Annotated in this window: 24 protein-coding genes; 7 read left to right on the plus strand and 17 right to left on the minus strand. The window is 33.6% G+C overall.

The window, feature by feature from the left end; genetic code table 11:
- Positions 1–152 precede the first annotated feature (152 nt).
- The 4 genes from AB3U99_RS12990 to AB3U99_RS13005 form a co-directional block, all read right to left on the minus strand.
- On the minus strand, positions 153–1,376 hold the full coding sequence (locus tag AB3U99_RS12990; RefSeq protein WP_400241563.1) for an MFS transporter: 1,224 nt from the start codon (positions 1,374–1,376) through the stop codon (positions 153–155).
- Positions 1,373–1,807, minus strand: a complete 435-nt coding sequence (locus tag AB3U99_RS12995) for a MarR family winged helix-turn-helix transcriptional regulator (protein WP_400241565.1) — start codon at positions 1,805–1,807, stop codon at positions 1,373–1,375. Before AB3U99_RS12995 ends, AB3U99_RS12990 begins: the two co-directional genes overlap by 4 nt.
- Positions 1,808–2,043: 236 nt before the next feature.
- Entirely contained in the window at positions 2,044–2,763 is a 720-nt protein-coding gene (locus tag AB3U99_RS13000; RefSeq protein WP_400241566.1) for an MOSC domain-containing protein, read from the minus strand.
- An 81-nt stretch (positions 2,764–2,844) separates the two neighbouring features.
- Complete coding sequence (locus AB3U99_RS13005) at positions 2,845–3,177, minus strand: DUF3889 domain-containing protein (protein ID WP_400241567.1); 333 nt, start codon at positions 3,175–3,177, stop codon at positions 2,845–2,847.
- A 149-nt stretch (positions 3,178–3,326) separates the two neighbouring features.
- On the opposite strand from AB3U99_RS13005, the gene AB3U99_RS13010 reads away from it, so the two are divergent.
- Positions 3,327–3,920: a biotin transporter BioY gene (locus AB3U99_RS13010; RefSeq protein ID WP_400241569.1), complete on the plus strand. Its 594-nt coding sequence runs from the start codon at positions 3,327–3,329 to the stop codon at positions 3,918–3,920.
- 159 nt (positions 3,921–4,079) lie between these two features.
- On the opposite strand, the gene AB3U99_RS13015 is transcribed toward AB3U99_RS13010, so the two are convergent.
- The gene (locus AB3U99_RS13015) at positions 4,080–5,741 is read right to left on the minus strand and encodes a copper resistance CopC/CopD family protein (RefSeq protein WP_400241570.1); all 1,662 of its coding nucleotides are present in this window, start codon (positions 5,739–5,741) and stop codon (positions 4,080–4,082) included.
- Between the two features lie 393 nt (positions 5,742–6,134).
- Here AB3U99_RS13015 and AB3U99_RS13020 point away from each other — a divergent pair, with 393 nt between their 5' ends.
- Together AB3U99_RS13020 and AB3U99_RS13025 are read left to right on the plus strand one after the other, a co-directional pair.
- On the plus strand, positions 6,135–6,308 hold the full coding sequence (locus AB3U99_RS13020) for a hypothetical protein (protein ID WP_400241571.1): 174 nt from the start codon (positions 6,135–6,137) through the stop codon (positions 6,306–6,308).
- A 249-nt stretch (positions 6,309–6,557) separates the two neighbouring features.
- A complete protein-coding gene (locus AB3U99_RS13025) occupies positions 6,558–7,577 on the plus strand; it encodes a cation diffusion facilitator family transporter (protein WP_400241572.1) in 1,020 nt (339 codons plus the stop codon).
- A 161-nt stretch (positions 7,578–7,738) separates the two neighbouring features.
- Here the strand turns inward: AB3U99_RS13025 and AB3U99_RS13030 are convergent, their stop codons facing one another.
- The 3 genes from AB3U99_RS13030 to AB3U99_RS13040 all read right to left on the minus strand — a co-directional run bounded on the left by AB3U99_RS13030 (position 7,739) and on the right by AB3U99_RS13040 (position 10,516).
- Positions 7,739–8,146: a hypothetical protein gene (locus tag AB3U99_RS13030; RefSeq protein ID WP_400241574.1), complete on the minus strand. Its 408-nt coding sequence runs from the start codon at positions 8,144–8,146 to the stop codon at positions 7,739–7,741.
- 111 nt (positions 8,147–8,257) lie between these two features.
- On the minus strand, positions 8,258–9,259 hold the full coding sequence (locus AB3U99_RS13035) for an LLM class flavin-dependent oxidoreductase (protein ID WP_400241575.1): 1,002 nt from the start codon (positions 9,257–9,259) through the stop codon (positions 8,258–8,260).
- A 96-nt stretch (positions 9,260–9,355) separates the two neighbouring features.
- Positions 9,356–10,516, minus strand: coding sequence for a metallophosphoesterase (locus tag AB3U99_RS13040; RefSeq protein ID WP_400241576.1), 1,161 nt, complete (start codon positions 10,514–10,516; stop codon positions 9,356–9,358).
- 249 nt (positions 10,517–10,765) lie between these two features.
- On the opposite strand from AB3U99_RS13040, the gene AB3U99_RS13045 reads away from it, so the two are divergent.
- Both AB3U99_RS13045 and AB3U99_RS13050 read left to right on the plus strand, forming a co-directional pair.
- Positions 10,766–11,701: a MerR family transcriptional regulator gene (locus AB3U99_RS13045; protein ID WP_400241577.1), complete on the plus strand. Its 936-nt coding sequence runs from the start codon at positions 10,766–10,768 to the stop codon at positions 11,699–11,701.
- Positions 11,702–11,865: 164 nt separating this feature from the next.
- The gene (locus AB3U99_RS13050; RefSeq protein ID WP_400241578.1) at positions 11,866–12,657 is read left to right on the plus strand and encodes a Cof-type HAD-IIB family hydrolase; all 792 of its coding nucleotides are present in this window, start codon (positions 11,866–11,868) and stop codon (positions 12,655–12,657) included.
- Between the two features lie 93 nt (positions 12,658–12,750).
- Here AB3U99_RS13050 and AB3U99_RS13055 read toward each other — a convergent pair whose 3' ends face one another.
- Entirely contained in the window at positions 12,751–13,188 is a 438-nt protein-coding gene (locus tag AB3U99_RS13055; RefSeq protein ID WP_400241580.1) for a hypothetical protein, read from the minus strand.
- Positions 13,189–13,532: 344 nt separating this feature from the next.
- On the opposite strand from AB3U99_RS13055, the gene AB3U99_RS13060 reads away from it, so the two are divergent.
- The gene (locus AB3U99_RS13060) at positions 13,533–13,850 is read left to right on the plus strand and encodes a thioredoxin family protein (RefSeq protein ID WP_400241581.1); all 318 of its coding nucleotides are present in this window, start codon (positions 13,533–13,535) and stop codon (positions 13,848–13,850) included.
- Positions 13,851–14,353: 503 nt separating this feature from the next.
- On the opposite strand, the gene ppc is transcribed toward AB3U99_RS13060, so the two are convergent.
- The 4 genes from ppc to AB3U99_RS13080 all read right to left on the minus strand — a co-directional run bounded on the left by ppc (position 14,354) and on the right by AB3U99_RS13080 (position 19,630).
- Positions 14,354–17,116: a phosphoenolpyruvate carboxylase gene (gene ppc, locus AB3U99_RS13065; protein WP_400241582.1), complete on the minus strand. Its 2,763-nt coding sequence runs from the start codon at positions 17,114–17,116 to the stop codon at positions 14,354–14,356.
- A gap of 615 nt (positions 17,117–17,731) precedes the next feature.
- A complete protein-coding gene (locus tag AB3U99_RS13070) occupies positions 17,732–18,031 on the minus strand; it encodes an iron-sulfur cluster assembly accessory protein (protein WP_400241583.1) in 300 nt (99 codons plus the stop codon).
- Between the two features lie 399 nt (positions 18,032–18,430).
- A complete protein-coding gene (locus AB3U99_RS13075) occupies positions 18,431–18,811 on the minus strand; it encodes a hypothetical protein (protein WP_400241584.1) in 381 nt (126 codons plus the stop codon).
- Positions 18,812–19,012: 201 nt separating this feature from the next.
- Complete coding sequence (locus AB3U99_RS13080; RefSeq protein WP_400248067.1) at positions 19,013–19,630, minus strand: YitT family protein; 618 nt, start codon at positions 19,628–19,630, stop codon at positions 19,013–19,015.
- A 239-nt stretch (positions 19,631–19,869) separates the two neighbouring features.
- Here AB3U99_RS13080 and AB3U99_RS13085 point away from each other — a divergent pair, with 239 nt between their 5' ends.
- Positions 19,870–20,319 carry an Lrp/AsnC family transcriptional regulator gene (locus AB3U99_RS13085; RefSeq protein WP_400241586.1) on the plus strand — a complete coding sequence of 150 codons (450 nt, stop codon included), beginning with the start codon at positions 19,870–19,872 and terminating at the stop codon, positions 20,317–20,319.
- Between the two features lie 56 nt (positions 20,320–20,375).
- Here the strand turns inward: AB3U99_RS13085 and AB3U99_RS13090 are convergent, their stop codons facing one another.
- The 4 genes from AB3U99_RS13090 to AB3U99_RS13105 all read right to left on the minus strand — a co-directional run bounded on the left by AB3U99_RS13090 (position 20,376) and on the right by AB3U99_RS13105 (position 24,202).
- Positions 20,376–21,164: an HAD family hydrolase gene (locus AB3U99_RS13090; protein ID WP_400241587.1), complete on the minus strand. Its 789-nt coding sequence runs from the start codon at positions 21,162–21,164 to the stop codon at positions 20,376–20,378.
- A gap of 208 nt (positions 21,165–21,372) precedes the next feature.
- Complete coding sequence (locus AB3U99_RS13095; RefSeq protein ID WP_400241588.1) at positions 21,373–22,563, minus strand: class I SAM-dependent rRNA methyltransferase; 1,191 nt, start codon at positions 22,561–22,563, stop codon at positions 21,373–21,375.
- A gap of 412 nt (positions 22,564–22,975) precedes the next feature.
- Positions 22,976–23,557 (minus strand): ATP-dependent Clp endopeptidase proteolytic subunit ClpP, encoded by a 582-nt coding sequence (clpP, locus tag AB3U99_RS13100; protein WP_400241590.1) that lies wholly within the window; start codon positions 23,555–23,557, stop codon positions 22,976–22,978.
- 30 nt (positions 23,558–23,587) lie between these two features.
- Positions 23,588–24,202: a sigma factor gene (locus AB3U99_RS13105; RefSeq protein ID WP_400241592.1), complete on the minus strand. Its 615-nt coding sequence runs from the start codon at positions 24,200–24,202 to the stop codon at positions 23,588–23,590.
- Positions 24,203–24,226: the final 24 nt, after the last annotated feature.

Here is a 24,226-nt window from a genome sequence, read left to right on the forward strand (position 1 = left end):
AACGGCTTTGATTTTCAAAAATAGAAAATGAAAGAAAATTAATAGATTTTGCCTCGGTAGTTTATTGAATAATTAGAAAATTACTTTTTCTTCAAACGCAAAAAACAGATTCTCCTCTGAAACAGTAGTTTCTATAAGGAGAATCTGTTTTATTAAGCACCAGTATTTAATTGTTCTTTATTGGTTACTATCGTTTCTTTTCTAATCGTTTTACCATGCAAATAGTAATAAACAGCAATACCAATTAAAATATAGATACTACTAAAAGCATAAAAGGCATTTAGGCCAATTGCATCTCCAATAATCCCAACTATATACGAACCGAAGCCAATCCCTATATCAAAAATAGATAAGAACGTTGCCGTTGCAAGCCCTCTTCTATGTGGTGCTGCTTTTTGAATGGCAATTGTTTGAAGACAGGGGAACATAGATCCATACCCTAAACCAATTAATGCAGCTGAAAGTAAAAACATCCATTCAGATTCAGCCATCCCAAGCAAAATCATTCCAGCGGAGAATAATACAATACAAGGATAAACAATTTTATTTGCTCCATAGCGGTCAAACCATTTTCCAGCAAAAGGTCTTGCCATTAGCATAAAGATTGCATATACAACAAAGAAATAACCAGAAACACTAATAAACCCTCTATTCTCTGCATAAACAGAAACAAAGGAAAGAATCGACGAATATACAATTCCAAACATTGCCGCAATTATACTAATTTTCACTGCAGTATTTTCAATAATTTGATTGAATCGGAATCCTTTCTTCTCAGTACCCTCTATTTCTACCTTTTCCATTTCTGCTGCATGTTCAATTTTCATAAATCCGCCTGTTAAAATTGCTAAGAACGCAAAAATAATTGCTAGAATAAATAGAGTGGAAGTTCCCCATGAATTAATAGCCTGAAGGCCAATAAATGGGCCGATAACCATTGCTAAATTCATACTCATTGAATAATACCCCATGCCTTCTCCTCTTCTAGAGCTCGGCAGTATGTCAGCAACAATTGTTCCTGTTGCAGTTGTTGCCATCCCAAATCCAATCCCGTGTAATGCACGAACAATAAGTAAACCACTTAGAGAATCAGTAAATATATAAAAAATGGAGGCAACTAAGAAGATAAGTAAAGATGTAAGGAAAATTGCCTTTTTCCCAACCTTTTGCATTAAATTACCGGCTACTGGTCGTATGAGAATAGCTGTTATAATGAAAACAGTAACAACTAAACCTGCTGAAGATTGCTTTTCATTTAATTCGCGAATTATATAAATTGGTAATGAAACTAATAAAAAATAAAATGTCATAAATAAAAAAAAGTTACTTACCCATATTTGGATAAATCCCCTTGTCCATAATGGTTCTTTATTCACTTATTTTCCTCCTTGATTGCTAATGAATGGGACCAGCCAGAAATGATTTGTTGTAAATATTCCCATGATTCAGCTGGTAATTGTGCAAGCAACCCCTTGTTTGCTTGTAAAACAGCCTCTTCCCATTTTGCGTATTCTTGTAATGCTAAATCTGTTAGAAACACTTTATTTGTGCGTCTGTCTTCTCCTTTTACTTGGAGAACATAATTTTTTTCCACGAGCTTTTTAACTGTACGAGTAACAGGAGGAGCTTCAATCGATAAATATTCAGCAATTTCTTTTTGGGCTAGTGGGCCGTTCTCTTTTAAAACAAATAAAATTGCCCATTCTGAACTATAAATATCAAATGGCTCTAGCGCTATATTTAATTCCTTCGTAAATTGTCGAGCGAGCTGTTGGATAGAATGGAATAAGTCATGAGTCTTGTTCATATCTTTCTCCGATCTAAAATTAATTACCTAGGTAACTATATCACAGTATATTGGTTGTAGGCAATACTATTTTTTAACATTGGTGTTAATCAAACGTTTGATTAATACAGATATCGCTTTCAAAAAGAGATACCTTCTATCCATATTATTCCTATCAAAAAAACTCCTAAATAGTTGATTTAACCATTTAGGAGCAATTCACATTTGGGAACAGTTTGTTTCAAATGCTTTTTGTTTTATAAAATTGTCATTTGATCTCCAGCATGGATGGTTCCCGTCTTAATAACACGAGCATAAACGCCAAAATGATTTTTCCTTTCTTTTACTATCTGCTTTAATAGATTGGGTTGCCTTGTTCCTGTTTTAGGATCGACAGTTATTATCATACATCTTTCACAGTATTGATTTATTTCGAGAATTACCTCTGATCCAATTTTAATTTGCTTCCCAATTATATCTTGTTCTTTTATGCCCATCTCTTGCAAATCATAAATAATATTGCCTCTAAATCTTCTCTCATCGATTGGTTCACCGTATGATGAAGATAATTCTGCAAGTGCCTCTGTTGAGATAAGAAGAATATTGTCTACTTCAATAGCTGGGAATGGAACATGGATTGGGGAATATGTAATTGCTTCTAATGCTCGATTTGTTTCTTTTTCCAGTCTTTCTAGTAATGCTTTTTCATTCCATTCATACTCTGCTCCATCTCTTGCTGTCACTTTTAGTTTAGGAAACTGCTCTAACGACTCTTCTCCTAAAAATTGTGCTTTGTACGTAACCATTTCAGGAAATTGAGTAATTGTTAAATGCTTATCCCTATTTGTCCTATCAATAAATGCATGACTTCTATCTCCATAGATGCCGTATGACATGATTCGTGCCTTTGAAAGATATTCACCTGTAAAGGATTTTACAGGATACCGCATAATATTTTGGATCGTTCCAATAATCATACCCTTCCCCTCCCTTTCTCCTTCTTTCATTAAAACAAAAAAACTCCCTAAAACCAATTACTTTAGAGAGTTTTTTGAATATTATGGTTGGGTCTCTTCCATATCAACAGATAACAAACGTTCGGTTCTTGTATCAAAGGTTAAGTTTACAAATACACCGATTTCCTTTTGATCTTTTTTTACAATAAGCTTAAACTTTTCAACAGATGTACCCTTTTTATCTTCCTTGCCAACATGCAGATAATCAGTAACTTCACTATTAGGATATTTTTCTTGTGCCTTTGTCATGGCAATTCTGCCCCATTTAACATAGGAAGGTAGTCCTTCTGCTTCCGCGTGTATAGGAATGTTTATCTGCACAAGGAATAAACCAACTAACAAGATATTTATGAATGGAAACTTTAATATTTTCATGTATACATCTCCTTTCATTCTACATTTAGTATCAACATTCTATAAAAAAATATGTATTATTAATTTGTTAACCTTTTTTTATATAGGTTGACATATTAAAAATAGAGAAGTATAGTTGTTTTAGGAAATTATAAAAAGGAGTGACAGCTTTGAAACAGTGGAGAGCTCTAGATATTACGATGATTGCATTATTTGTTGCTTTTATGGCAGTTGGCGCAAATGTAACCAGTTTCCTTGTTATTGGTGGTGTTCCTGTAACGCTTCAAACATTTTTTGCAATCCTTGCAGGTCTACTGCTAGGCAAAAGACTAGGAAGTTTTGCCATGGTAGTTTATATGCTCGTTGGTCTTATCGGGATCCCTGTATTTGCGGGAGTTTCTGGAGGACTAATCATCATGACCAAACCATCGTTTGGATTTATTTTATCTTTTATCATAACTGCCTTTATTGTTGGTTTATTTGCCGAAAAAAAACCATCTATTCCAACCTTTGTTTTTAGTGCATTTATTGGGTTATTAATCAATTACATAATCGGAACAAGCTGGATGTATATGGCATATAAATTATGGTATTTGGCACCTGCTGGCTTTACCTACCAATTACTATGGAGCTGGATGGCTTTCCCGCTTATAAAAGATGTTATTCTTACTTTTATCGCAGGGGTAGTCGGTTATCGATTATATAATTCGGTAATAAAGAAAAGCTCTCTCCAAGTACATTGGCATTCAAATTCTACGCAGTAAAAAAAGTCTCCTTTAAAGGAGACTTTTTTTTACTATAAATGATAATTTTCTATTGATTTCGCCAATTTACGATTCTACACTCGAAAATCCTGTCTATTTCTGCGGTTTCCCGAGAAATATTCCTTTATGTCCATTCCCTAATCTACCTTAAATAAAACATTATCTAACTTGAATTTTATAGGAATAATCAAGTGATTCTAATTCATCTGTTAAAACATGTATTTCTACTTCCCAATTTCCTGGCTGATTCAATTGAAGATTTCCAGCTAGATAATGACCATCTTTCTCTTTCGTTAAAGGAAAGGACGTTTCTTTCTCTCCATTGATTAAACTTATCGTAATTTGTTCGATTGGATCAATCGGGTTGCGACTATTATCAAACACAAACACTTCATATTGATTTTGAACACCTGTTTTTTTAGGCGTAATGGATAAGCTAATATTTTCATTATATCCTAGTTCTGCTTCTTCATAAAATGGCAAATCAATTGGCAAGGTTGGTGTTTGGATTTGCGTAAAAGCACTAGTTACCAGTAATACCAAAATTCCAAGCCCTATTTCTATTTTTATTGATAATTTGTAGAAATTTTTCTTTTTTAAAAGAAGTCTGCTAACTAAGTGATAGGCTCCAAAAATTAGCATAAGCACTAGTAAAGCAACTTTAATAAGCAAAACTTTCCCGTATGCCGTACTAACTAGCGAATGAAAATCTGGTACTAATAATGAAGCGTTTATTGTCCCAGAAATAGCAAGGGCAGCAACAGAGAAAAGGGCCCATAGCGAATATTTTTCCATACTAGACCAATATAAATCATGTCCTTCTCCTTCTCTCGCAAATATCCCTTCCCTTAAAAACAAAATTATCACAAGCATACCGCCAAGCCAAATGGAAGCTGCGACCATATGAGTAAAATTAAACAAAATCGCCACTGTTTCATATGGTGAACTAGACGGATGACCAAGAAATGCTTTTGAAAGCATTATGCCCAAAAACGCTAATCCAGGGATAACCCAAAGCTTTCCTATTAAATATGCTTCCTTTTTCCAAATGGAAAGATGGCTCACATAGAGAATAACCAACAGGATTATTTGCAAAATCCATATGGTCCCTTCTTTCGTATTTTTCAAAGTTTCCAACAAATTACTTATGCTTATGGATGCTAGTAACCCTCCACCAGCATAGCTTTGTGTTTGTATGAAGATGGTGCTGATAATACTTATGGCAAGAAATACTATTGCTGTAATCGAAACGGTTTTGGTCCTTTTTATTAAGCTATTGGATAATTTTTTGCTTTTATACCATATCAAATAAAATAATAAAAGTCCCATATATAAAGAAAAGCCGATATAAAGGAAGCTTTTATTTATCATTGTACTTATAAATGTAAGCATATTTCCATTTTCCTGTTGAGTTGGAAAAGTTGCACCCTCAGGTAATTCCCCGATACTAAAAGGAATCATTCCAGAAATAGAATGTCCATCTGCTGATACTATTCTCCATTCGACTGTATAAATATCGTTAGGTAAATCCGGCTCTAAATCTACTGTTATCGACTTCTCCGTGTTTGTGTCTATCTTTACATTCTTTTGATCTACCCTCTCTCCAGAAGAGTTTAAGACATTTAATATAGTAAAACCAGTTTGGATTTTTTCATTAAATTCTATGTAAACATTATTCGGTGCTGTTTCTAATATTTCATTTTCAGTAGGAGTGGAATTAGTAATATATGCATGGGCAGATACTGTATTAACTCCGATAAAATAAAATATAAGTGCAGCTAATTGTAGCAATAGTAGTTTTTTCCATTTCACTTTTTTCATCACGTCCTTCTATGTTCATCCTGTACCTCTCAATTATAGCGAATGAACTTCAATTCGTACAAGGAAGAGAATGATCAAGGAATAATTCGTTTTATTCTGACAAAGTGAAACTTCCATCAGTGGGGATTTTCTATTCTCCCCCACTGATGGTTAGTTGAACCATTCAGACCTTTACGGACAGTTAATCTCCCACCTATCTTTCCTCGAATTCTCATAAGCTTACGGTTGAGTCTTACTGAAGTTAAAGAGGGGGATAAATATAGTCGTTATTTGTCTAAAGCAAGTGTATTTTGCGCTTTCCCAAGAAATATATATTAATTTTTTTATATAAACATCGTATATTTTCCTACATGCCGGTAAACAATAGGAACAAAATAAAAAGGAGGTAAGTCAATGGATATTAGCATGACTGCTGATGAAGTAATGTTGGCTATTCAACAATTACGTTCAAATGGCATGAATATGAATAAAAAGAAGGTAAAACAAAGCCATCCAGAATTAATGCGCAATGCACTACATTATTTCCCTGATTGGAACAGTGCGGTTGAAAAAAGCGAATTAGCTTAAATCTTAACCGAACGATTGCTTCTTAGACAATACATATTCAAGCTTCATGTAAATAACACCATAGACTTACGAAAAGGGACTTCTGTTACCCAGGATAAAGTTCTTAGAAGAAGAATACAGAAGCTCATAGAGGCTTCCCATAAACATGAAACCCATCTCTAAAAGCTAAAGATGGCCATTTATTGGGGAGCTCTCTTTTTATTTGCATCCAATAGCATTATTAGTAAGGAAGAAGGGTACTACATTACGATGAAGGAATTCATAATTTTACTTAAGAATGGGAATCGATCTGCTCTCCTTGCTGCGCTCGTAAATACTATTATCTCAATCTTAAAAGGAGTTGCATTTTTCCTATCTGGCAACGTCGCTATGTTTGCAGAAACCATGCATTCCCTAGGAGATGCAGCAAATCAATTCTTTGTATTTATTGGCTCTGCTTTAAGCAAAAAAACTCCTACCAAGCGGTTTCCTGGTGGATTTGGCAGACTTGTTAATGTAGTTTTATTATTTGCCGTTCTTATCGTCGGAATAATGGCATATGAAACAGTCAGAGAAGGCATCGACCATGTCATTAAACCGCAGGAATCAACTAGTTTTTTGCTTATTATCATCGTTCTTTCTATATCTGTTTCCCTTGAGTTTTTTGTGTTAACAAAGGCAATGAAAGAAATTGTCACAAATGCTGGTTTAAAAACAAGTGGTTTGAAACTATTTTCTTCTAGTTTCGTCTATTTAAAATCGGCAAAACCAGCAACAAAATTGGTTTTTTTAGAAGATTCTGTAGCAACAGCTGGGGGAATATTAGCAATCCTTGCTGTAGTTGTCTCTGAATACACAAACTTTAAGCAAGCAGAAGGAATCGTATCCATTATTATTGGAATCTTTATGTTTATTGTGGTCGGAAGAGTGTTCTTAGATAATGCAGCAGGTGCGATTGGCGAAGCTGATTTAGAAATGCAGGGAGTAATTGGAAACATCGCTATGAAAGATCCTGATGTAAGAGATATTCAAGGCCTTGCTGTTTATAAAGAAGGCGAAGATTTTCATGTAGAATTAAGCATTGAAATCGATAGCAACTTAACAGTAGAACAAGTCGATAAAATAAGACAGCGAATTGAAAAACAAATTTTAACAGAAAAAGGAGTATCTGATATCATCATCGAGTTCGATAAAGACGACGGCATTTTAAATTGGCCCCATTCTATTCATAAATATGAAAAAAGAAGGAAAATGTTAGAAAAAAATGCAAACTGGAAAAATGTTGATTGAATTAATTGCCGAGGAAGTTTTTATTCCTCGCGGGAAATCTGGCGGGAAAAGCAACGCCTTCATTAAATGTGATAACAATAATCTTCATTAAACAGCCTACTTTCTTTAAACGTAAACTGGTCAGGAAATCCTGCATCAGACGCCCTGACCCAAAAATAAGCCTAGTCAATTATCGCCTCTTCAAATGGAGCATAAAAAACGCCTTTTGGGGCGAGGATATTTGATTCTGATTCCTCTTCCCTTCCATTTACTTTATAAATACCTGCTGGGAAGTAATCATAATAGCCGGACTTCACATGTAGATCGACGTAATATTCATCCAGTTCCCTCATTAATAAATGGTATGCTTCTCTATCAGCAATTTCTCCTAAGTCGTCGAGTTCAAAATTTTCTTTTATTGCTTCTATGAAAGGTTCATAAGAGTCTGCAGCAACATATAAATCTACATCACAGCATTCCATACAAAGCAGGACCTCTTCTCCTTTTATATTTTCATATGCATGATCGACCATATCTTTTAAAATCTGTTGTATCTTTTCTTTATTAACCAAATTCATGGTTGTTTTCACTGCAATTCCCTCCAACTTTTTACATGAGCTACACAATATACCGTATAGCTTTATCATACACAAAAACAAGTACAAAATGAAATGATATCCTTTTGTACTTGTCGGCATCGCTCACATCACTATTTTTTTTACTATCTCATAGGAACGTAGTCGATCAGATTGGGAATAGACTTGGGTATTTATAATCATTTCATCTGCTTGTGTTTCATCTAAGAACGCTTGTAATTTTCTAGCAACCGTTTCCTCACAACCAATAATGGACGCTTTTAGTTGCTGCTGTACAATCGATTTCTCATAAGTGGTCCACAGTGCTTCCATATTTGGAACCGGTGGCTTTAATTGTGTCGGTTTGTTTCGAATAAGACTTAAAAATTGCTGTTGAGAAGAAGTTGCAAGAAATTCTGCTTTCTCATCTGTGTCTGCCGCAATAATATTTACACCTACCATTGCATAAGGTTGATCCAATTGATCCGATGGTGTAAACGAATTATAATAGGTGTTAAGAGCCGGCACTGTATAATCTGGTGAAAAATGGCTTGCAAAAGCAAATGGAAGTCCAAGACGCCCTGCTAATCTCGCACTAAAATCACTGGAACCTAACAACCAAATCGGAATTGCTAATCCTTCTCCTGGAATTGCCCTTACAGACAATTTAGTTTCCTCATGTGACTTTAAGTACGTGCTTAATTCCTCTACTAATTCAGGAAAATCATTTCCATCACTTGGATAACGACGTAATGCTCTTGCAGTCAATTGATCACTTCCTGGTGCCCTTCCTAAACCTAAATCAATTCGATAAGGATACATCGATTCTAACGTTCCAAATTGTTCGGCAATGACTAACGGTGAATGATTTGGAAGCATAATACCACCAGAACCAACTCTAATTTTGCTTGTTCCTCCAGCTATATAGCCAATCAAAACAGATGTTGCGCTGCTAGCTATTCCAGGCATACTATGATGTTCTGCGACCCAATAACGGTGATATCCCCATTGTTCAACATGTCGTGCAAGCTCTAGGCTATTTTTAAAGCTTTCTGTTGCATTACTGCCTTCTTTTATTGGTGCTAAATCAAGTACAGAAAATTTTATGTCTTTCAGCGTTTTTCCCATAACCCCTCATCCCTTCTTATATCTCTTTACATACTATATATCTGATTCTTTTTAGTCTTCAAGTATATTGCTTGTACAACGAACTTTTTTAGCATCTCACTCTAAATGATTCAAAAGTTGCTTGCTGTTCATATATTCCAATGTTTCCTTCTGATACTTTGAAAGTATATATTCAATTTGTGGCAGCGGAGACACAATCGGTATTTTTTTCTTTTTAATAATCCGGATAATCGGCTTTGCTGTTGATTTGGAATCCTTTATCAACCATTTCTCTTTTTTCTTCTGAAGTGTTAAATCGATAATACCAAGATGATTTCCCCAATTTCCTGCTTGTACTGTTGGTTTTCCATTAATTAATCCTTTATCATGATTCACACCTTTCGGCCCCTTTACTCCCTTTACCGGAAAAATGCCATGTGTATGGCCGTATAGAATAACATCAATTCCTTCCACCTTACTAATATCTCTAACATTATTACCTAATTTCGGCCTATAATCCTGATCTGCATACAAACCTGCATGTACTAAAGCAATAATTATATCAGCACCTTCTTTTTTCATTTGAGGTACAATTTCTTCTGCTGTTTTGCGCATATTTTTTATGATTAATCTATTTTCAAAATGTTCCTTATCCCATACCTGTGTTATTGGAGTAATAAGCCCGATTACCCCCACCTTCAACCTTTCCATTTTTCCATTTTCATTTACTACTTCTTTATCCAGTAATATATATGGTTGAAAAAAATGGATGTCGTCCTGTTCATACTCATTTCGATCATCCACATATATATTCGCATTTGTATAAGGGAAATCTGCCCCCCTTAATGTATTTAAAAGAAAATCCAAACCATAATTAAACTCATGATTACCAACTGTTGCTGCATCATATCCCAATAAATTCATACTTTTATATGCAGGATGAATGTCGTTTGAATAAAACATCGGCGAACTTGCAACAAACTCCGCTAATGGACTTCCCTTTATAACATCTCCTACGTCAAATAATAATGTATTTCTTTGTTCTTTTTTTGCCTGATTAATCAAGCTTGCAACTCGATTATATCCATATTCAATCGTTTTCTTTTTTTTCTCGTAATTATAATCCAGTAAATAAGAATGAATATCGGTTGTTTCTAATATTCGAAGTTTAACGGTGGATTCATCCAAAATTTCGCTAGTTGCTTTTATTTCTTTAACATTTGTTTGCGTAAAAAGGATAAGTGCGATGGAAAGAATATATAGTAATTTCTTTTTCATGTGGCTATCTCCCCTTTTTCCCCAGCTTTCCTTTCATTTCTCTTAGTTTATACAGATAAGGATAGTACTACACAGGAATCATGATAGGATTTTACAAAATGATTCCCTGTATTAGAAAAATCGGGAAAATTGTCAACAAATTAGAAGTTTTGATAGCTTTTGTCTTGTTGCAGGAAATTTCTTAACAGTTCTATAAATAATAGGTTAAAGATGTTCTATTACGGTGATAATTACAAAGGAGAGAGAGAAATGAAGGCATATACGATAAGGGAAGCATCAAAAAAACTTACGACAACCCCAACTATGTTAAAACAATGGGAAAAGGACTTACAAGGAATTATCATGATACCTAGAACAAAAACTGGTGCACGTATTTATACAGAAAAAGAAATTACTTTACTCCATGAAGTAAAAAATTTATATAAAGAAAAACGGAAAACAAAAGAAGTAAAGGAAACATTAACGATGCTCATTAATCTACCTAAAAAAGAAGAAAGTAAAGATGAAAAAATAGTGGAACAAAACGAAAATACTCCAATTGAAGTACATGAAAAAAACACTAACGACTCACTAGTATCGAGTTATCCGTATTCAGTGGAACAAAACTTCCGATTACTGCTATCCTCATTGGAAAATTATAAACAGGATTTTCTAGAAGAAGTCAAAGGTGAAATCAGAAATGGTATTAAAAAAGAAGTTTTAGAAACGATTACAAAGGAAATGAAAGCAGGCAATGAAGAAACCATTCATCACATTACAGATACAGTGAACAAAACACAAGATAAAACGACTGAACATTTAGAAGAGTTTTCAGAACTATTACATACAAATACAGAAAAAACAGCGATTGAATATGAAGAAATTCGCACTAAAATCAAAAAACTTTCACAAATATCGAAAGCAGAAAGAAAAACATATTCAAAACAATGGACGTCAAATGATTCTTCCGCCAAGGAAATGAAATCAATGATTGAGAACCTTTCGAAATCCAATGAAGAATTAAATAAAACAGTAGCACAATTAAATGAAAATGATCAATATTTAATAGAGACGCTTCGTTTAGAAAGAGAACAATTAAATAAAGAAATCAAACAAAGAGAAAGAAATTTTCAAGAGTTAGTACAAACCTTTCGTCATACAGCTGCCTCTCATGAAAAAAAGAGACAGTGGTGGAAAATATGGTAAACTCTATTTTTAGACTATTTTAAATTTCGATTGTTAATTCAATAAAGCTATGTAAAATTTACTTAAAGAGTAAGCAAACTTTTTTTCAATTTTGCTTACTCTTTTTCTTTTAATCTTTTTATATGATAGTATGGTATTGAGAAATGTATAAATTGGAGGTAAAGATGTCTACAAATTATAAAATTTTATTCCTTGATATTGATGGGACCATCCTCACACCGGATGATACGATTCAAGACTCAACCAAAAAAGCAGTACAATTAATGAATGAAAAAGGATTAGAAGTCTTTTTAGCAACTGGAAGACCATTACATGAAATTTCACATATCGGGGAAACACTTGCTATAAAATCGTTTATCGGCTACAATGGCGCTTACGCTATACATAATGGTAAAGACGTATTTAAACAACCAATGAATCCTGATTTAGTAACTAAATACTTAGCAATTGCAAATGAAAAAGGCAATGAACTAATTTTATATACAAATACACATAACCTTCTATCCCATCCCGACGGGGAGATGACCAAGCAATTTAGCCAGAAGTTCCATCTAAAACAAAATAGAGCTTTTACAATTGATGAAAAAGAAAATATCCTTGGAATAACGGTTGTGAACTTAAAAGAAGAGGATATAGCCTTATACGAAGAATTTCCTGATATTCATTTATCTCAAGTAAATATCGATGGATTTAGACATTCCTACGATGTCATAAGTGATAAAGTCAATAAAGGGTTTGCTGTATCACTGATTCTAAAAAATTTGGGTATTGAGAAGGAATCATCCATCGCCTTTGGAGATGGACTCAACGATAAAGAAATGCTGCAAGTAGTTGGGGAAGGTTTTGCAATGGGAAATGCCCATGAAATGTTATTTTCTTATGCAAAACATAAAACTACTTCTGTAACAGACTCAGGAATTTATAACGGTTTAAAATGGTTAGGATTGATTAAATAATAAATTTTAAATAAGACGGCTGTCTAAAGAACCTTGCAAAACAGTCTAAATCAAAAAGGGTCAGCCTCCTTATTCACTGGAGGCTGACCTTTTTTACACTTCAGTACTCTTTTCGCTCACATCCTCGCCATTTAGATGCTGCAATATTTTCTTATCGTAATATTCTTCATTCATTTTATAGGAAATTTCAAACGCAGGAGTTGTTGCAAACTCTCTTTTAATCCAATAATAATTATCTTCTTTTATTGGCTCTGTTAGATCAAGCATGATTGTAATTTCAAGTGAAATAAAATTTTTGTTTTTTGTAATCGTTACAGTTGGATTTGTACTTCTTCCAACTTTATTAATTAGCTTTTTATTAAAAAGCATAGAAAAATAAAGCTCATTGCCACTTTTATTTTTTTTATTCAGTTTCAGTAAATAGGAATCACCTAGATCTACTAATTTTTCTTTATCCATATTTTCAATTGCCAATATTAATCGTATGTACGTACTTTCTACTGGTGAAATGTTTATTTTTGTTGAACTCATTTGTAACCTCCTCTTACTTGAAACCGCAAAATTGACCCTTTTTATCATATGACAACATACTCTTTATTATAACGAAAAAAACGTACAAAAAAAGAGAACAGGATGAACTAATAATATTATTTTAAAATATTTTTTCTATAGCTATACGTTTCCTACGCTACCTTATTCTTCTACCTTTTATATTCTTCACTTTCTTAAGTTATAATGCAAATAAAATGCTTATAAGCTTTTTTCAAACGGAAAGATTATACTTTTAAAAGACAAAAAATAATTCTTAAGTGTATAATAAAGGATATTACCTTATTAATAGTTAAAAGGAAAATTTAGATGAAGGAGTTTTAAATATGAAGGAAATTAAAACAGTAGAAGCATTTGAAAAAATCATTAACAATGGCGAAACGAATATCGTGAAGTTTTTTACAACTTGGTGTCCAGATTGCACAAGAATGGATATGTTCATAGGTGAAATTATGGAAGCTAATAACGATAAAACTTGGTATAGCCTTAATAAGGATGAATTACCAGAAATAGCTGAAAAGTATGATGTAATGGGAATTCCGAGTCTGTTAATTTATAAAGACGGCAAAAAAACAGGCCACTTACATAGTGCAAATGCAAAAACACCTGAACAAGTAGAAGAATTTTTGACAGCACAAAAATAAATTTTTTGATAGAAAGAGGCTGGGACAAAACTAAATAACCAATCTGCAAAGACGGACAATCTCTAATTTTGCTCTTAAATAAAGCTACTTTCTCATGATGGTTATCTATGTTTTTAAATATAGTCAAGTGTAAAACTAAGTCGTTCCATTTCGCTACAGACGCTCCATCTCACTTAGCTTCTTAAAGTTTTTTCTATATATTTTTTGGGAAATCTGATTATTTGGAAGAACTGAGCAGTCGGAATACACGTAGACTGCTCCTATGGGAGCTGCGAGAAAGGGGAGATCCCACAGGCGAAGCCGAGGAGGCTCACCGCTCGCCCCATGGAAAGCGAAGTGTATTCAGACTGCCGGTAATAACAAAAGACTTTTTTTAAAAAACCGTCTTTCTATAAATAAAAACGAACATTAATGCGTATTAACCGCGCATAAATGTTCGTTTTTACTATTAGTTGAAATACTTACGTCCCAACCTCTTTCTTATTGCCTTTTCTACTCTATAATCAACCAGTGTTGCGTAAACCTGCAGCAATACCGTTAATCGTTAGAAGCACTTGATTCATTAATTCCTTATCTGGTATTTCCTGTTCACGAAGCTGCTTAATTAACTCCACTTGGAAGAAATTCAATGGATCGACATATGGATTCCTTCTATAAACAGACTCTTGAATCGTCGGAGTATGATCAAGTAATTCTTCAATTCCCGTAATTTCAAGTAAAATCGCCCTTGTTTTATCATATTCTTCTTTAATATTTTGATAGATGCGATTACCAATGGCTTCATTTTCAACAAGTGAAGAATATTCTCTAGCAGTTGTTAAGTCTGCTTTCATTAAAGCCATTTGTAAATTATCAATCGTTGAACGGAAGAATGGCCATTTTGCATACATTTGCTTCAAAATATCAATATTGCCTTGCTTTTGATTTGCAAATTCAGAAAGACCAGTACCAGATGCATACCAAGCAGGTAGCAATTGTCTACTTTGAGTCCATGCAAATACCCATGGAATGGCACGTAAATTCTCAAATGTTGTCTTATTTTTTCTACTCATAGGTCTAGAACCAATTTTTAAATTACCTATTTCATTTAAAGGTGTCGCTTCTTTAAAATAGGTCATAAAATCTGGATCATTAAATACTAATGATTGATATTTTGCAAGAGAAATAGCAGATATTTCTTCCATACAACTTTCCCACAGGTTTCTTTCCTCTTTATGTTCACTAATATCCTTCGAAATATGAGCGATAGCCATTAGCAATGTTGACGTTGCTTGTTCTAAGCTTCGATACGCGATATCCTCCAATAAATAACGGGAGGATAATACTTCCCCTTGTTCCGTAATCTTTACTCCATCCCCTAAAGTTTCAGCTGGTTGAGAAAGAATGCTTTTATTTAAAGGACCGCCACCACGACCAAGGGAACCACCTCGGCCATGGAAAAACTTTAAGCCGATTTGATAATTGCTTGCCATTTGGTGAATTTCTCGTTGCGCTTTAAATAACTTCCAGTTCGCCGTTAACGTACCGCCATCCTTACTGCCATCGGAGTATCCTAGCATAATTTCCTGTTGGTCATTATGCTGTCTTAAATGCTCACGGTAAACAGGCATACGGAATAAAGTTTCCACAATTTCCGGACCTGCAATTAAATCTTCTATCGTTTCTAATAATGGTGCAACATTTAAATGACTTTCAACTGTTCCATCAGCATGCAAGCGATAGATCCCAGCTTCTTTTGCCAATAAAAGCACTTCAAGAATATCACTTGGTGACCGTGTCATACTTATTAAATAAACGTTAATTGCACGTTCTCCAAATTTCTTATGAGCTTCTCTAATCATCGTAAAAGTACTAATCATTTCCTGTGTTTCTTTGGAATAATCCTCGTTTAATAAAAGAATTGGCCGAGGATCATTTAAAACAGACTCAAGTATACCTAATTTTTCATTTTCTGGTAGGTTTTTATAATCATCTGTTATGCCGACTTTGCGCAAAATCTCATCAATTGCAGATTCATGTTCTCCGCTATGATTTCGAATATCCAACGTTGCTAAATGGAAGCCAAACAATTGCACCTGACGAATTAATTTTTGTAAATCTTTTTGTTGATGTGCTTTCGGCTGATGTAACCCAAAGCTTTCTTGTATTAAAAATAGGTCTTCTAATAATTCTTCTACCTTAACATAGCCTTTTTCAGATTTTCCATATTCTTTTAATCTTTCTAAAATAATTGAAAATTTTCTGCGATACACTTCTTTTTCTACCGGCCATTTCTTTTCAGGAGTCAAATATAGCTGTTCTTCCTCCATGATTGTTTGAATTAACTTCGAGCTAACTTTTACTCGATTAGTAGAATGACTAAATTTCTTCATCAATTCATCAACAGCATCGATATATTTCTGAATGACCAATTCATTTTGCTTATGAAGTGTTTGCCATGTAACATCTGGTGTTACATTCGGATTACCATCTCGGTCTCCCCCGATCCAAGAACCGAACCATAGGAAATTAGGTACTTTCCATTCAAAGTTAGGATAGTTTTCATGAAGTGCATCCTGAACTTCTTGGTGGATTTCTGGTAGAACATCAAACAATGTTTGCTCAAAATAATACAGCCCATTTCTTACTTCATCCATTACAGAAGGACGTTCTTGACGAAGCTCATCCGTTTGCCACATGATGGTGATTTCTTCAAATAAATCATCGTTTAAATGTTGTCGCTCTTTCTTTGTCAACATCGGATTATCAAGTTGTTTTAAGATATTCGCAATTCTCTTTTGGCTTTCTAGAATCGTCCGTTTCGTTGATTCAGTCGGATGCGCTGTTATAATCAATTCTAATGAAAGTGTATTTAACACTTCTTGAATTGTTTCTTCCGATAAATTCTTTTGTTTAAATGCCATAATTGCACGATCAATGGAATATGGCTGGACGCCTTTTTCCTGACTTAATTGATATTCTCTTTTACGACGAATACGGTGATTTAATTCAGCAACATTCACCAAATGGAAATATTTAGAGAACGCTCGGATAACTTGTCGACGTACAGGCTTTTCTAATTTTTCCATTTCTATCTTTAATTGATTATATGTATGTTCATTATTCGTTTCGCGCAGTTCCTTTGATAACTTACGTATAGTCTCTACCTTTTCTAATAACTCTTGGCCACCATGGTGGATAAGTACCTCTCCAAGAATATTACCAAGGTGTTTAACATCTTTTCGCAAAGGCAAACTGCTCTCATTTCCTTTTATCGTTGTTGTCATTAGATTACCATCCCTTAATCTAAATTTTTTACATAAATACTCTATTACCATTAATCGTATCATTATTCTTTTAAAAATTCATTAACTAAAATCAATTATTAATAGATAGAAAAGATAGATTACGAATAATTTATCTAATTTTTATATCATTCATTCGAAAACAAGAAAAAATTGGAATTTCATTCTAGTTTTTTAGTGGATTTACTGGGAATGAATTGATTTATTATTATTTTTTCTAGAGTCTCATAATTTATGTTACATAATGTATATAACCGAAATAATTAAATGTGTAAACCCACTTTCGATAATTTACTGAAATTTGACGGATATTTTTTAGTACAGGTTCCATTTAGTAGAAAATTATATCACATTTCCAACAGGATGAAAACAAGCAGTAGGACTATTTACTTTATAATTTATACACTTCTCTTTCCATGGGGCGAGCGGCGAGCCTCCGGGGTCTCGCCTTTCTCGCTAATCCCATAGGGAGTCTATGTATATTCAAGCTGCTCCGTATTCCTAATTAATTTATTTTCCCTATTGAAAATGCAACAATCTTATAGAAAACAGCCTTATAATTATAGAAAAAGAGGAAGTGTTTCCACTTCCTCTTTTTTAATGATGGTGATGCTCTTTAGCTGGGTTATAAATTGTAAAACCTGGTTGTGGAACATGAAAATATTGAATCCATACGCCATCTAAGAAATCAACATCTCTCGTATCTAATAATATTGGAATGTCTTTATCAGACTGAACAACTTCATCGTGTTCTGTCTTTTGGTCCAATTTCAAATCATAATGAGCATGGTTTCCATGATTCTCTGTTATGTATACACGAATCATTTCCCCTTCTTCTGCCTTTTCTAGCATTTGATTGAGTACTTTTACTGCGTGTTTGTTTATTTTAACTTTCATCTAAATATTCCTCCTAAGCAAAACCTTTTGCCTTCTTCTAAATACTATTCCATTGTAATCTCCTAAAGAGATGTTTGCAAATATTCAAGACTTTTTGAGGAATTTTCCGAAAATACTTCTTATTTGTTTTTAAAATGCTTCTTATATTTCAATAGGAAAGTTAGAATTGTCTTAAGTTCATTTACAAAAACAACAAAAAAGCAACCCAGCACGAAACTGAATCACTTATTGAAATTTATCCCCCTTTTAAACTTTAGCAAGACTCTCACCTGCAAGCTTTAGGAGAATTCGAGGCAGATAGGTAAGAAATCGACTGTCCTTAACTGTCCGAATGGTTCAACTAACCATCAGTGAGGGATGAAGGAACCTCCCCATAGATGGAAGTTTCACTTTATCTAGTTAAATCATCGCAAGCTCTTTTTGAACAGACTTTAATTCATTAAGTTCACTTGCAAATAAATCAAATTGCTCTTTATTTAAACCATCTAAAGATTCGTTTACTTTATATTCTAAATAATTCAATCTCAATTCCATATCTAGTAAAGAGGTAATCTTTTTATTGGCGATAAATTCTTCTATTTCATCAACAAACATAAAGAAGCTATAATCATTTATCATAACGAGTAGAAGCCAACCAAGGGAATCCACATACTTTTTCTCCTCTGTAACGGTAATAATATCCCCTTTATGTAAATCAAGTATGAATGTATGGTCAGGTCTAGGACAGGTACATTCGATCATATATTGAAATGGAGTTAAAACAATGAAATCATTTTTCATTATATCTTACACCTTCCTATTCTTTATTTGTTTTTATTTTAAATGAAAATGATTATCACTGTCAATTATTTTCCCCTATAATTATACTGAAAATACAAATATATTTTTTTAACTATTATTAATTAGAAAAACCCTCTCATATAAGTCCTTTGATTTTCTAATCGCAGGAAATTTATGAAAGGGTTTCTATATTTCTGATTCTTAAACAGACTGTGTTTCTACAACGGGCGAAACTTTTTCTACGCTACTTTTGCCTGTATTTCGACGCGCTATTTTTTCCTTAAAAGTACTCATCATAAAGGAAATAATAAACACAGACACAATACTATATAAGCCTCTTACTAAACCTACACTGTATAGACCGATTAAAATAACGATTGTATCAAAGATAAAATTGGTTTTCCCCATATTCCAATTAAATTGTTTTTGAAGAGTAAGAGACAAAATCTGTGCTCCTCCTAAAGAAGAGCCATTCATAAATAAAATAATGGTTCCTATCCCAATAATGAATCCTCCAATAATCGAACCTAATAAAGGATAAAACTCTATTGATGGAAGAATAATTGGGAGTAAATAGGAAAACAAGGTAACTAAAGATACGGCTAATATCGTTGAAAATGTGAATTTCTTTCCCATTTTAAAGTAAGCCAGTATATAAAACGGGATGTTTATTAAGGTAAATAAAATGGAAAAAGAGATTGGTAGCAAATAAGATACACTTAATGCAAGCCCTGCTGTTCCTCCCGTAACGATGGACGAGCCTTTTAATAAATACAAACCGAATGACGTAATAAAGCATCCAAACATCATAACTATCATTTTTTTCAAATACAAACACTCCTAATGTAATGTAAAGTAAGTGGAATAGTAATGGAGGATTCATGGGTGAAATCCTATAAAAACATGTGGTTTTTTTGTGGAATTATTACATATATAATGATAGAATATATCGAAGCAATTTTACATACCAATCTGAATGTATTTACCCTGTACATCCTCAAATTCGCACAAATATTAATACTAATACATTCAATTTGCAAAAAGGAGTATTTATTAAAATGGATAAAGTTGACATACAATTACTAAAAATTTTACAGGAAGATGCCAGAATTACTGTTAGTGATTTATCCAAAAAATTAGCTTTAAGTCGTCCAAGTGTATCTGAAAGGCTATTGCGACTGCAAGAAAAAGGAATTATTCTAGAGTTCAGTGCAAGAATATCACCTGCAAAACTAGGCAGAGAAACCCTCTTATTCATTCAAATTAGCGAGCTTAAAGAAGAACCACATGTGTTTGAGGAATTTATCAAAACGGAAACAGATATTATTGAATGTCATCGAGTGACCGGACCTGTAAGCTATACAATAAAAGCAGCTGTATCAGGAATAGATGGGATGAGAAACTTAGTTGATCGTCTTATCCCGTATGGAGCGATTAATACATCCGTCATTTTAGCATCCCCAGTTCCTTATAGACATATCTTACCAAACGAACAACCAGAAGATTAAAGTTAAAAAAGTCTGGTAACCATAAGCGCATTAGATCTCTTATGATTACCAGACTTTTATTCTTTCTTATTCAATATAGGTAATAAATCATGAAGATGATGAATTTCATAAGTAGGCTGGACTTCCTTTTTTTCTACATGCTCACGATTAATCCAAACTGACTTGATTCCCGTTTCATTCGCACCTATAATATCCGTCATTAAATTATCTCCTACCATTAAACATTCCGACTTTTCTACTCCTAGCAAAGAAACTGCATGTTCAAAGATGGACGGATCAGGCTTTCCTTTTCCAAAATCTCCAGAAATGACAATATGATCAAAATAAGGAGAAATTTCTGGGGTAATGGATAGTTTTGTATTTTGCAAATGAGGGGAACCGTTTGTTAGTAATAATAAGGAGTATTTCCCCTTTAATTGATCTAGAATAGAAAATGTTTCTTCATAGACATAAGGAGATTGCTTTCTGTTTTCTGGAAAGGCTTCTGCTAATGTCTCGCCAAATAATGAATCATCAATTCCTAATACTAGCAATCCTTTTGTCCATGCCTCTTTTCGATAAATAGGAATAATCTCTCTCATTTTCGGGAATAAAGCATGCTCTTCTAGAAATTCTCCCCACAACCCTTCAAATGGATTAATGCCAATCATTTTCGTAAAAGCATATGTATCATATCCTTCATATAGAGCCCTTGCCTCTTTTCGAACCGCTTCTTCCAAATGTTCTGCAGAAATATTAAATTTTTCTTCTGCAAGCTTGCATGTCTTTAAAAAAGCGTCTTGCACACTTTTTTTATCCCATAACAACGTGTCATCTAAATCAAATAGAATTGCTTTAATTGTCATTCTCCACGTTCTCCTTTTTCCATATGTAAGGTTTGATTTTTTGGAAAATTACTTTTTCAAATAGACTATAAGGAAAAGTAACCTTCTTTAATAGATTACAAACGTTTTTCCATTCCGTAAACCCTCTATTTAAATAAAAAGGGATTCTGCAATGAATATGCAAAATCCCTTTTTCAGTAACTATCCAGCAAATTAATATTCTAAAATATCATTTGAGCTTTTTTATAAAAACGACTTTTAAGTAATTACTCTCTTTTACTTCTTTTATATTGGCAAAATCATTTGGTAAGCCAAATTGTTCTAAAATTTGAAAGCTGTCTTTTTGATGGGAAAAAGCTGCTTCAATAAAGCTTTTGAATTTTTTCATATCAAAAGTAGCACAATTAGTGGAAGCCACAATGATTCCACCATTATTTGTAATCGCGATAGCTTCCTTTAGTAAATTCGTATAGTCCTTCGCTGCTCGAAAGGTATGTTTTTTGGAACGTGCAAAGCTTGGTGGATCCAGAATGACCATGTCAAAGGAAAACTGTTTCTTTACTGCATATTTGAAATAATGAAATACATCTTCTACTATAATTTTTTGACTCGTTACATCTATTTCATTTAGTAAGAAGTTATCCGCTGTTTTTTGCTTGGAGCGATTCGCTAAATCAACACTTGTTGTTGATAAGCTGCCGCCAACTGCTGCCGCTACGGAAAATGCACCAGTATAAGAAAAGGTATTTAGAACGTTTTTCCCTTTCGCATATTTGTCGCGAATCGTTTTACGTACATCTCGTTGATCTAAAAAGATCCCTGTCATTGCTCCTTCGTTTAAGTTTACCGCATATTTAACACCATTTTCTAAAATGGTAATGGGAAACTCCCCTCTTTTGCCGCTGACAAAATCATCATCTTCTAAATAAGTTCCATTTTGATCAAATCTTTTTTTCTCGTATATCCCGTCCACATCTAATAATTGCTGTAAGGATTCTACAATCCAGCGTTTGTATTTATAAATTCCAATACTGTACCATTGTATTAATAGATACTTATTATAAAAATCAACAGAGAAGCCACCAATTCCATCACCTTCCCCATTAAAAATACGAAAAGCTGTTGTTTTAGTATCTTTAAAATAGGAATCTCTTTTATCAATCGCTTTCTTCAATTTCCTCTCAAAAAATGAAACATCAATAGGAACATTTTGCTCTCTTATTAAAATCCAGCCGATTCCTTTATTTTGAATGGCGTAATATCCTCTGCCAATAAACTTATTCTTTTTTGTTACGACATCGATTATTTGCCCTTCTTCTAGACTGTAGCTAGTTGCGATAGCGTCTTTATATATTAAGGGGTTGCCATTTAGTAGGTTTTTTTCATATGGTGTTTCAATTTGTACTGTCACAATATCCATTTTGTCACCTTTTACTTTCAGAGCTAATATTTTATTTCTTTTTCTATTATACATGAAATGCAGATAGACGCTAGTACACTGGGTATCCCAAAGAGACTGGGACATACGTATTACAGTTAGCAATAAACACGAACATTTATACCGAAAATAAGGTATAATCGTTCGTGTTTTTAGTTTTAACAAGAAGATTTCAATAAATTCTGTTGTTATTACCTGCAGCCTTATATGCCTAACTTCCTCCCCGGCGTATAGAGTGTCCGTAGCGCAATGGAACGAATTGGTTTTTACACTTGACTTTATTTAAAATCATAAATATCTAGTATGAAAAAGCAGCCTTTATTTAAGAGCTAATTTAGAGATTATTCGTCTTTACAGATTGGCTATTTAGTTTTGTCCCAGCCTCTTTTTTCTTTTATTTTGCGGTAATAATCTCATCCACAATCCCATAGCTTTTTGCTTCCTCTGCACTCATAAAGTAATCTCTTTCTGTGTCATGTGCTATTTTTTCAATAGACTGACCTGTTTTATCTGCAATAATGTGATTAATATGACTTTTAAGCTTTAATATTCTTCTTGCAGATATTTCAATTTCTGTCGCCTGCCCCTTTGTACCTCCTAGTGGCTGATGAATCATAATTTCACTATTTGGCAAGGCATATCTTTTTCCTTTCGCACCTGCGAGAAGCAATAACGCACCAAAGGAGGCAGCCATTCCTGTACAAATTGTGCGAACATCTGGTTTGATATAGTGCATCGTATCATAAATAGCAAAACCCGCTGAAGTCGATCCTCCTGGACTATTAATGTATAAGGAGATATCTTTTTCTGGATCTTCCGCTGCCAGAAATAATAGTTGGGCGACAATATTATTGGCAACTTGATCATTAATTTCATCCCCAAGCATGATAATTCTGTCCTTTAATAATCGTGAATATATATCATAGGATCTTTCCCCGCTTGCTGACTGTTCAATAACATATGGTATCGTACTCATTTTCTTTTCCCTCCCATTCAAATTAAGTTACTAAGCTGCCATCAACATGGCATTGCATGTTGGATATTTTTCCACTTGTTTTGCTAATACCATTTCTTTATAGATGGACTCAATTAGAATAGCTGGATCTTCCATTTTTAACACTTCATAATATAGGTAACGAATAACATCTCTATTTTCTTCAGGGTGAGCTTTCACAGTAGAGCCTTCTTTTTTTAATTTGGTCCTTGCTCGAAATAAAACAGATTTAGCGGCGGTCTCACTCAGATTTAATAGCTCGCCAACCTCTTTCAACTGAAATTGAAATCCTTCCACAAGCATATATACGATGCCTTGTTTAAATGTCAGCTTTTCAGCAAGATATTCAGCAAGTATCATGGATGTTAAGCTATTTATTTCCATTCCTTTTTCTTTCACTTCTATTCCAATGAGTTCTTTCTTTTTCCTAAGCTTATCAATCCTCTGATTATTGGCTATTTTTTTAAGTAATGCAGGTGTAATATCTTGCTCTTTATAATTTTCCATCGCTTTCAAAAGGGAATCTTGGATTAAATCTTCCCGCTCCCATTTGTCTAACGATAGGTACTGACAATAATGATCAAGTTTTCGATACAGTTCGTTTATATCTGGTAATTCCCCCCTCATCCTTCCATCCCTCCTTTAGCTATT

The organism is Niallia tiangongensis, from assembly GCF_044704065.1.
Classification (GTDB): Bacteria; Bacillota; Bacilli; order Bacillales; family Cytobacillaceae; genus Niallia; species Niallia tiangongensis.

What these genes read in the sequence shown, in the direction of transcription:
- AB3U99_RS13050 (WP_400241578.1), top strand. Translation starts at nt 11,866, where the DNA reads ATGTCTACAAATTATAAAATTTTATTCCTTGATATTGATGGGACCATC.
- AB3U99_RS13085 (WP_400241586.1), top strand. Translation starts at nt 19,870, where the DNA reads ATGGATAAAGTTGACATACAATTACTAAAAATTTTACAGGAAGATGCC.
- AB3U99_RS13075 (WP_400241584.1), bottom strand. Translation starts at nt 18,811, where the DNA reads ATGAAAAATGATTTCATTGTTTTAACTCCATTTCAATATATGATCGAA.
- AB3U99_RS13095 (WP_400241588.1), bottom strand. Translation starts at nt 22,563, where the DNA reads ATGGATATTGTGACAGTACAAATTGAAACACCATATGAAAAAAACCTA.
- AB3U99_RS12995 (WP_400241565.1), bottom strand. Translation starts at nt 1,807, where the DNA reads ATGAACAAGACTCATGACTTATTCCATTCTATCCAACAGCTCGCTCGA.
- AB3U99_RS13060 (WP_400241581.1), top strand. Translation starts at nt 13,533, where the DNA reads ATGAAGGAAATTAAAACAGTAGAAGCATTTGAAAAAATCATTAACAAT.
- AB3U99_RS13020 (WP_400241571.1), top strand. Translation starts at nt 6,135, where the DNA reads ATGGATATTAGCATGACTGCTGATGAAGTAATGTTGGCTATTCAACAA.
- AB3U99_RS13000 (WP_400241566.1), bottom strand. Translation starts at nt 2,763, where the DNA reads ATGATTATTGGAACGATCCAAAATATTATGCGGTATCCTGTAAAATCC.
- AB3U99_RS13040 (WP_400241576.1), bottom strand. Translation starts at nt 10,516, where the DNA reads ATGAAAAAGAAATTACTATATATTCTTTCCATCGCACTTATCCTTTTT.
- AB3U99_RS13070 (WP_400241583.1), bottom strand. Translation starts at nt 18,031, where the DNA reads ATGAAAGTTAAAATAAACAAACACGCAGTAAAAGTACTCAATCAAATG.
- clpP (WP_400241590.1), bottom strand. Translation starts at nt 23,557, where the DNA reads ATGAGTACGATACCATATGTTATTGAACAGTCAGCAAGCGGGGAAAGA.
- AB3U99_RS13015 (WP_400241570.1), bottom strand. Translation starts at nt 5,741, where the DNA reads ATGAAAAAAGTGAAATGGAAAAAACTACTATTGCTACAATTAGCTGCA.
- AB3U99_RS13005 (WP_400241567.1), bottom strand. Translation starts at nt 3,177, where the DNA reads ATGAAAATATTAAAGTTTCCATTCATAAATATCTTGTTAGTTGGTTTA.
- AB3U99_RS13055 (WP_400241580.1), bottom strand. Translation starts at nt 13,188, where the DNA reads ATGAGTTCAACAAAAATAAACATTTCACCAGTAGAAAGTACGTACATA.
- AB3U99_RS13045 (WP_400241577.1), top strand. Translation starts at nt 10,766, where the DNA reads ATGAAGGCATATACGATAAGGGAAGCATCAAAAAAACTTACGACAACC.
- AB3U99_RS13105 (WP_400241592.1), bottom strand. Translation starts at nt 24,202, where the DNA reads ATGAGGGGGGAATTACCAGATATAAACGAACTGTATCGAAAACTTGAT.
- AB3U99_RS13025 (WP_400241572.1), top strand. Translation starts at nt 6,558, where the DNA reads ATGAAGGAATTCATAATTTTACTTAAGAATGGGAATCGATCTGCTCTC.
- ppc (WP_400241582.1), bottom strand. Translation starts at nt 17,116, where the DNA reads ATGACAACAACGATAAAAGGAAATGAGAGCAGTTTGCCTTTGCGAAAA.
- AB3U99_RS13080 (WP_400248067.1), bottom strand. Translation starts at nt 19,630, where the DNA reads ATGATAGTTATGATGTTTGGATGCTTTATTACGTCATTCGGTTTGTAT.
- AB3U99_RS13035 (WP_400241575.1), bottom strand. Translation starts at nt 9,259, where the DNA reads ATGGGAAAAACGCTGAAAGACATAAAATTTTCTGTACTTGATTTAGCA.
- AB3U99_RS13090 (WP_400241587.1), bottom strand. Translation starts at nt 21,164, where the DNA reads ATGACAATTAAAGCAATTCTATTTGATTTAGATGACACGTTGTTATGG.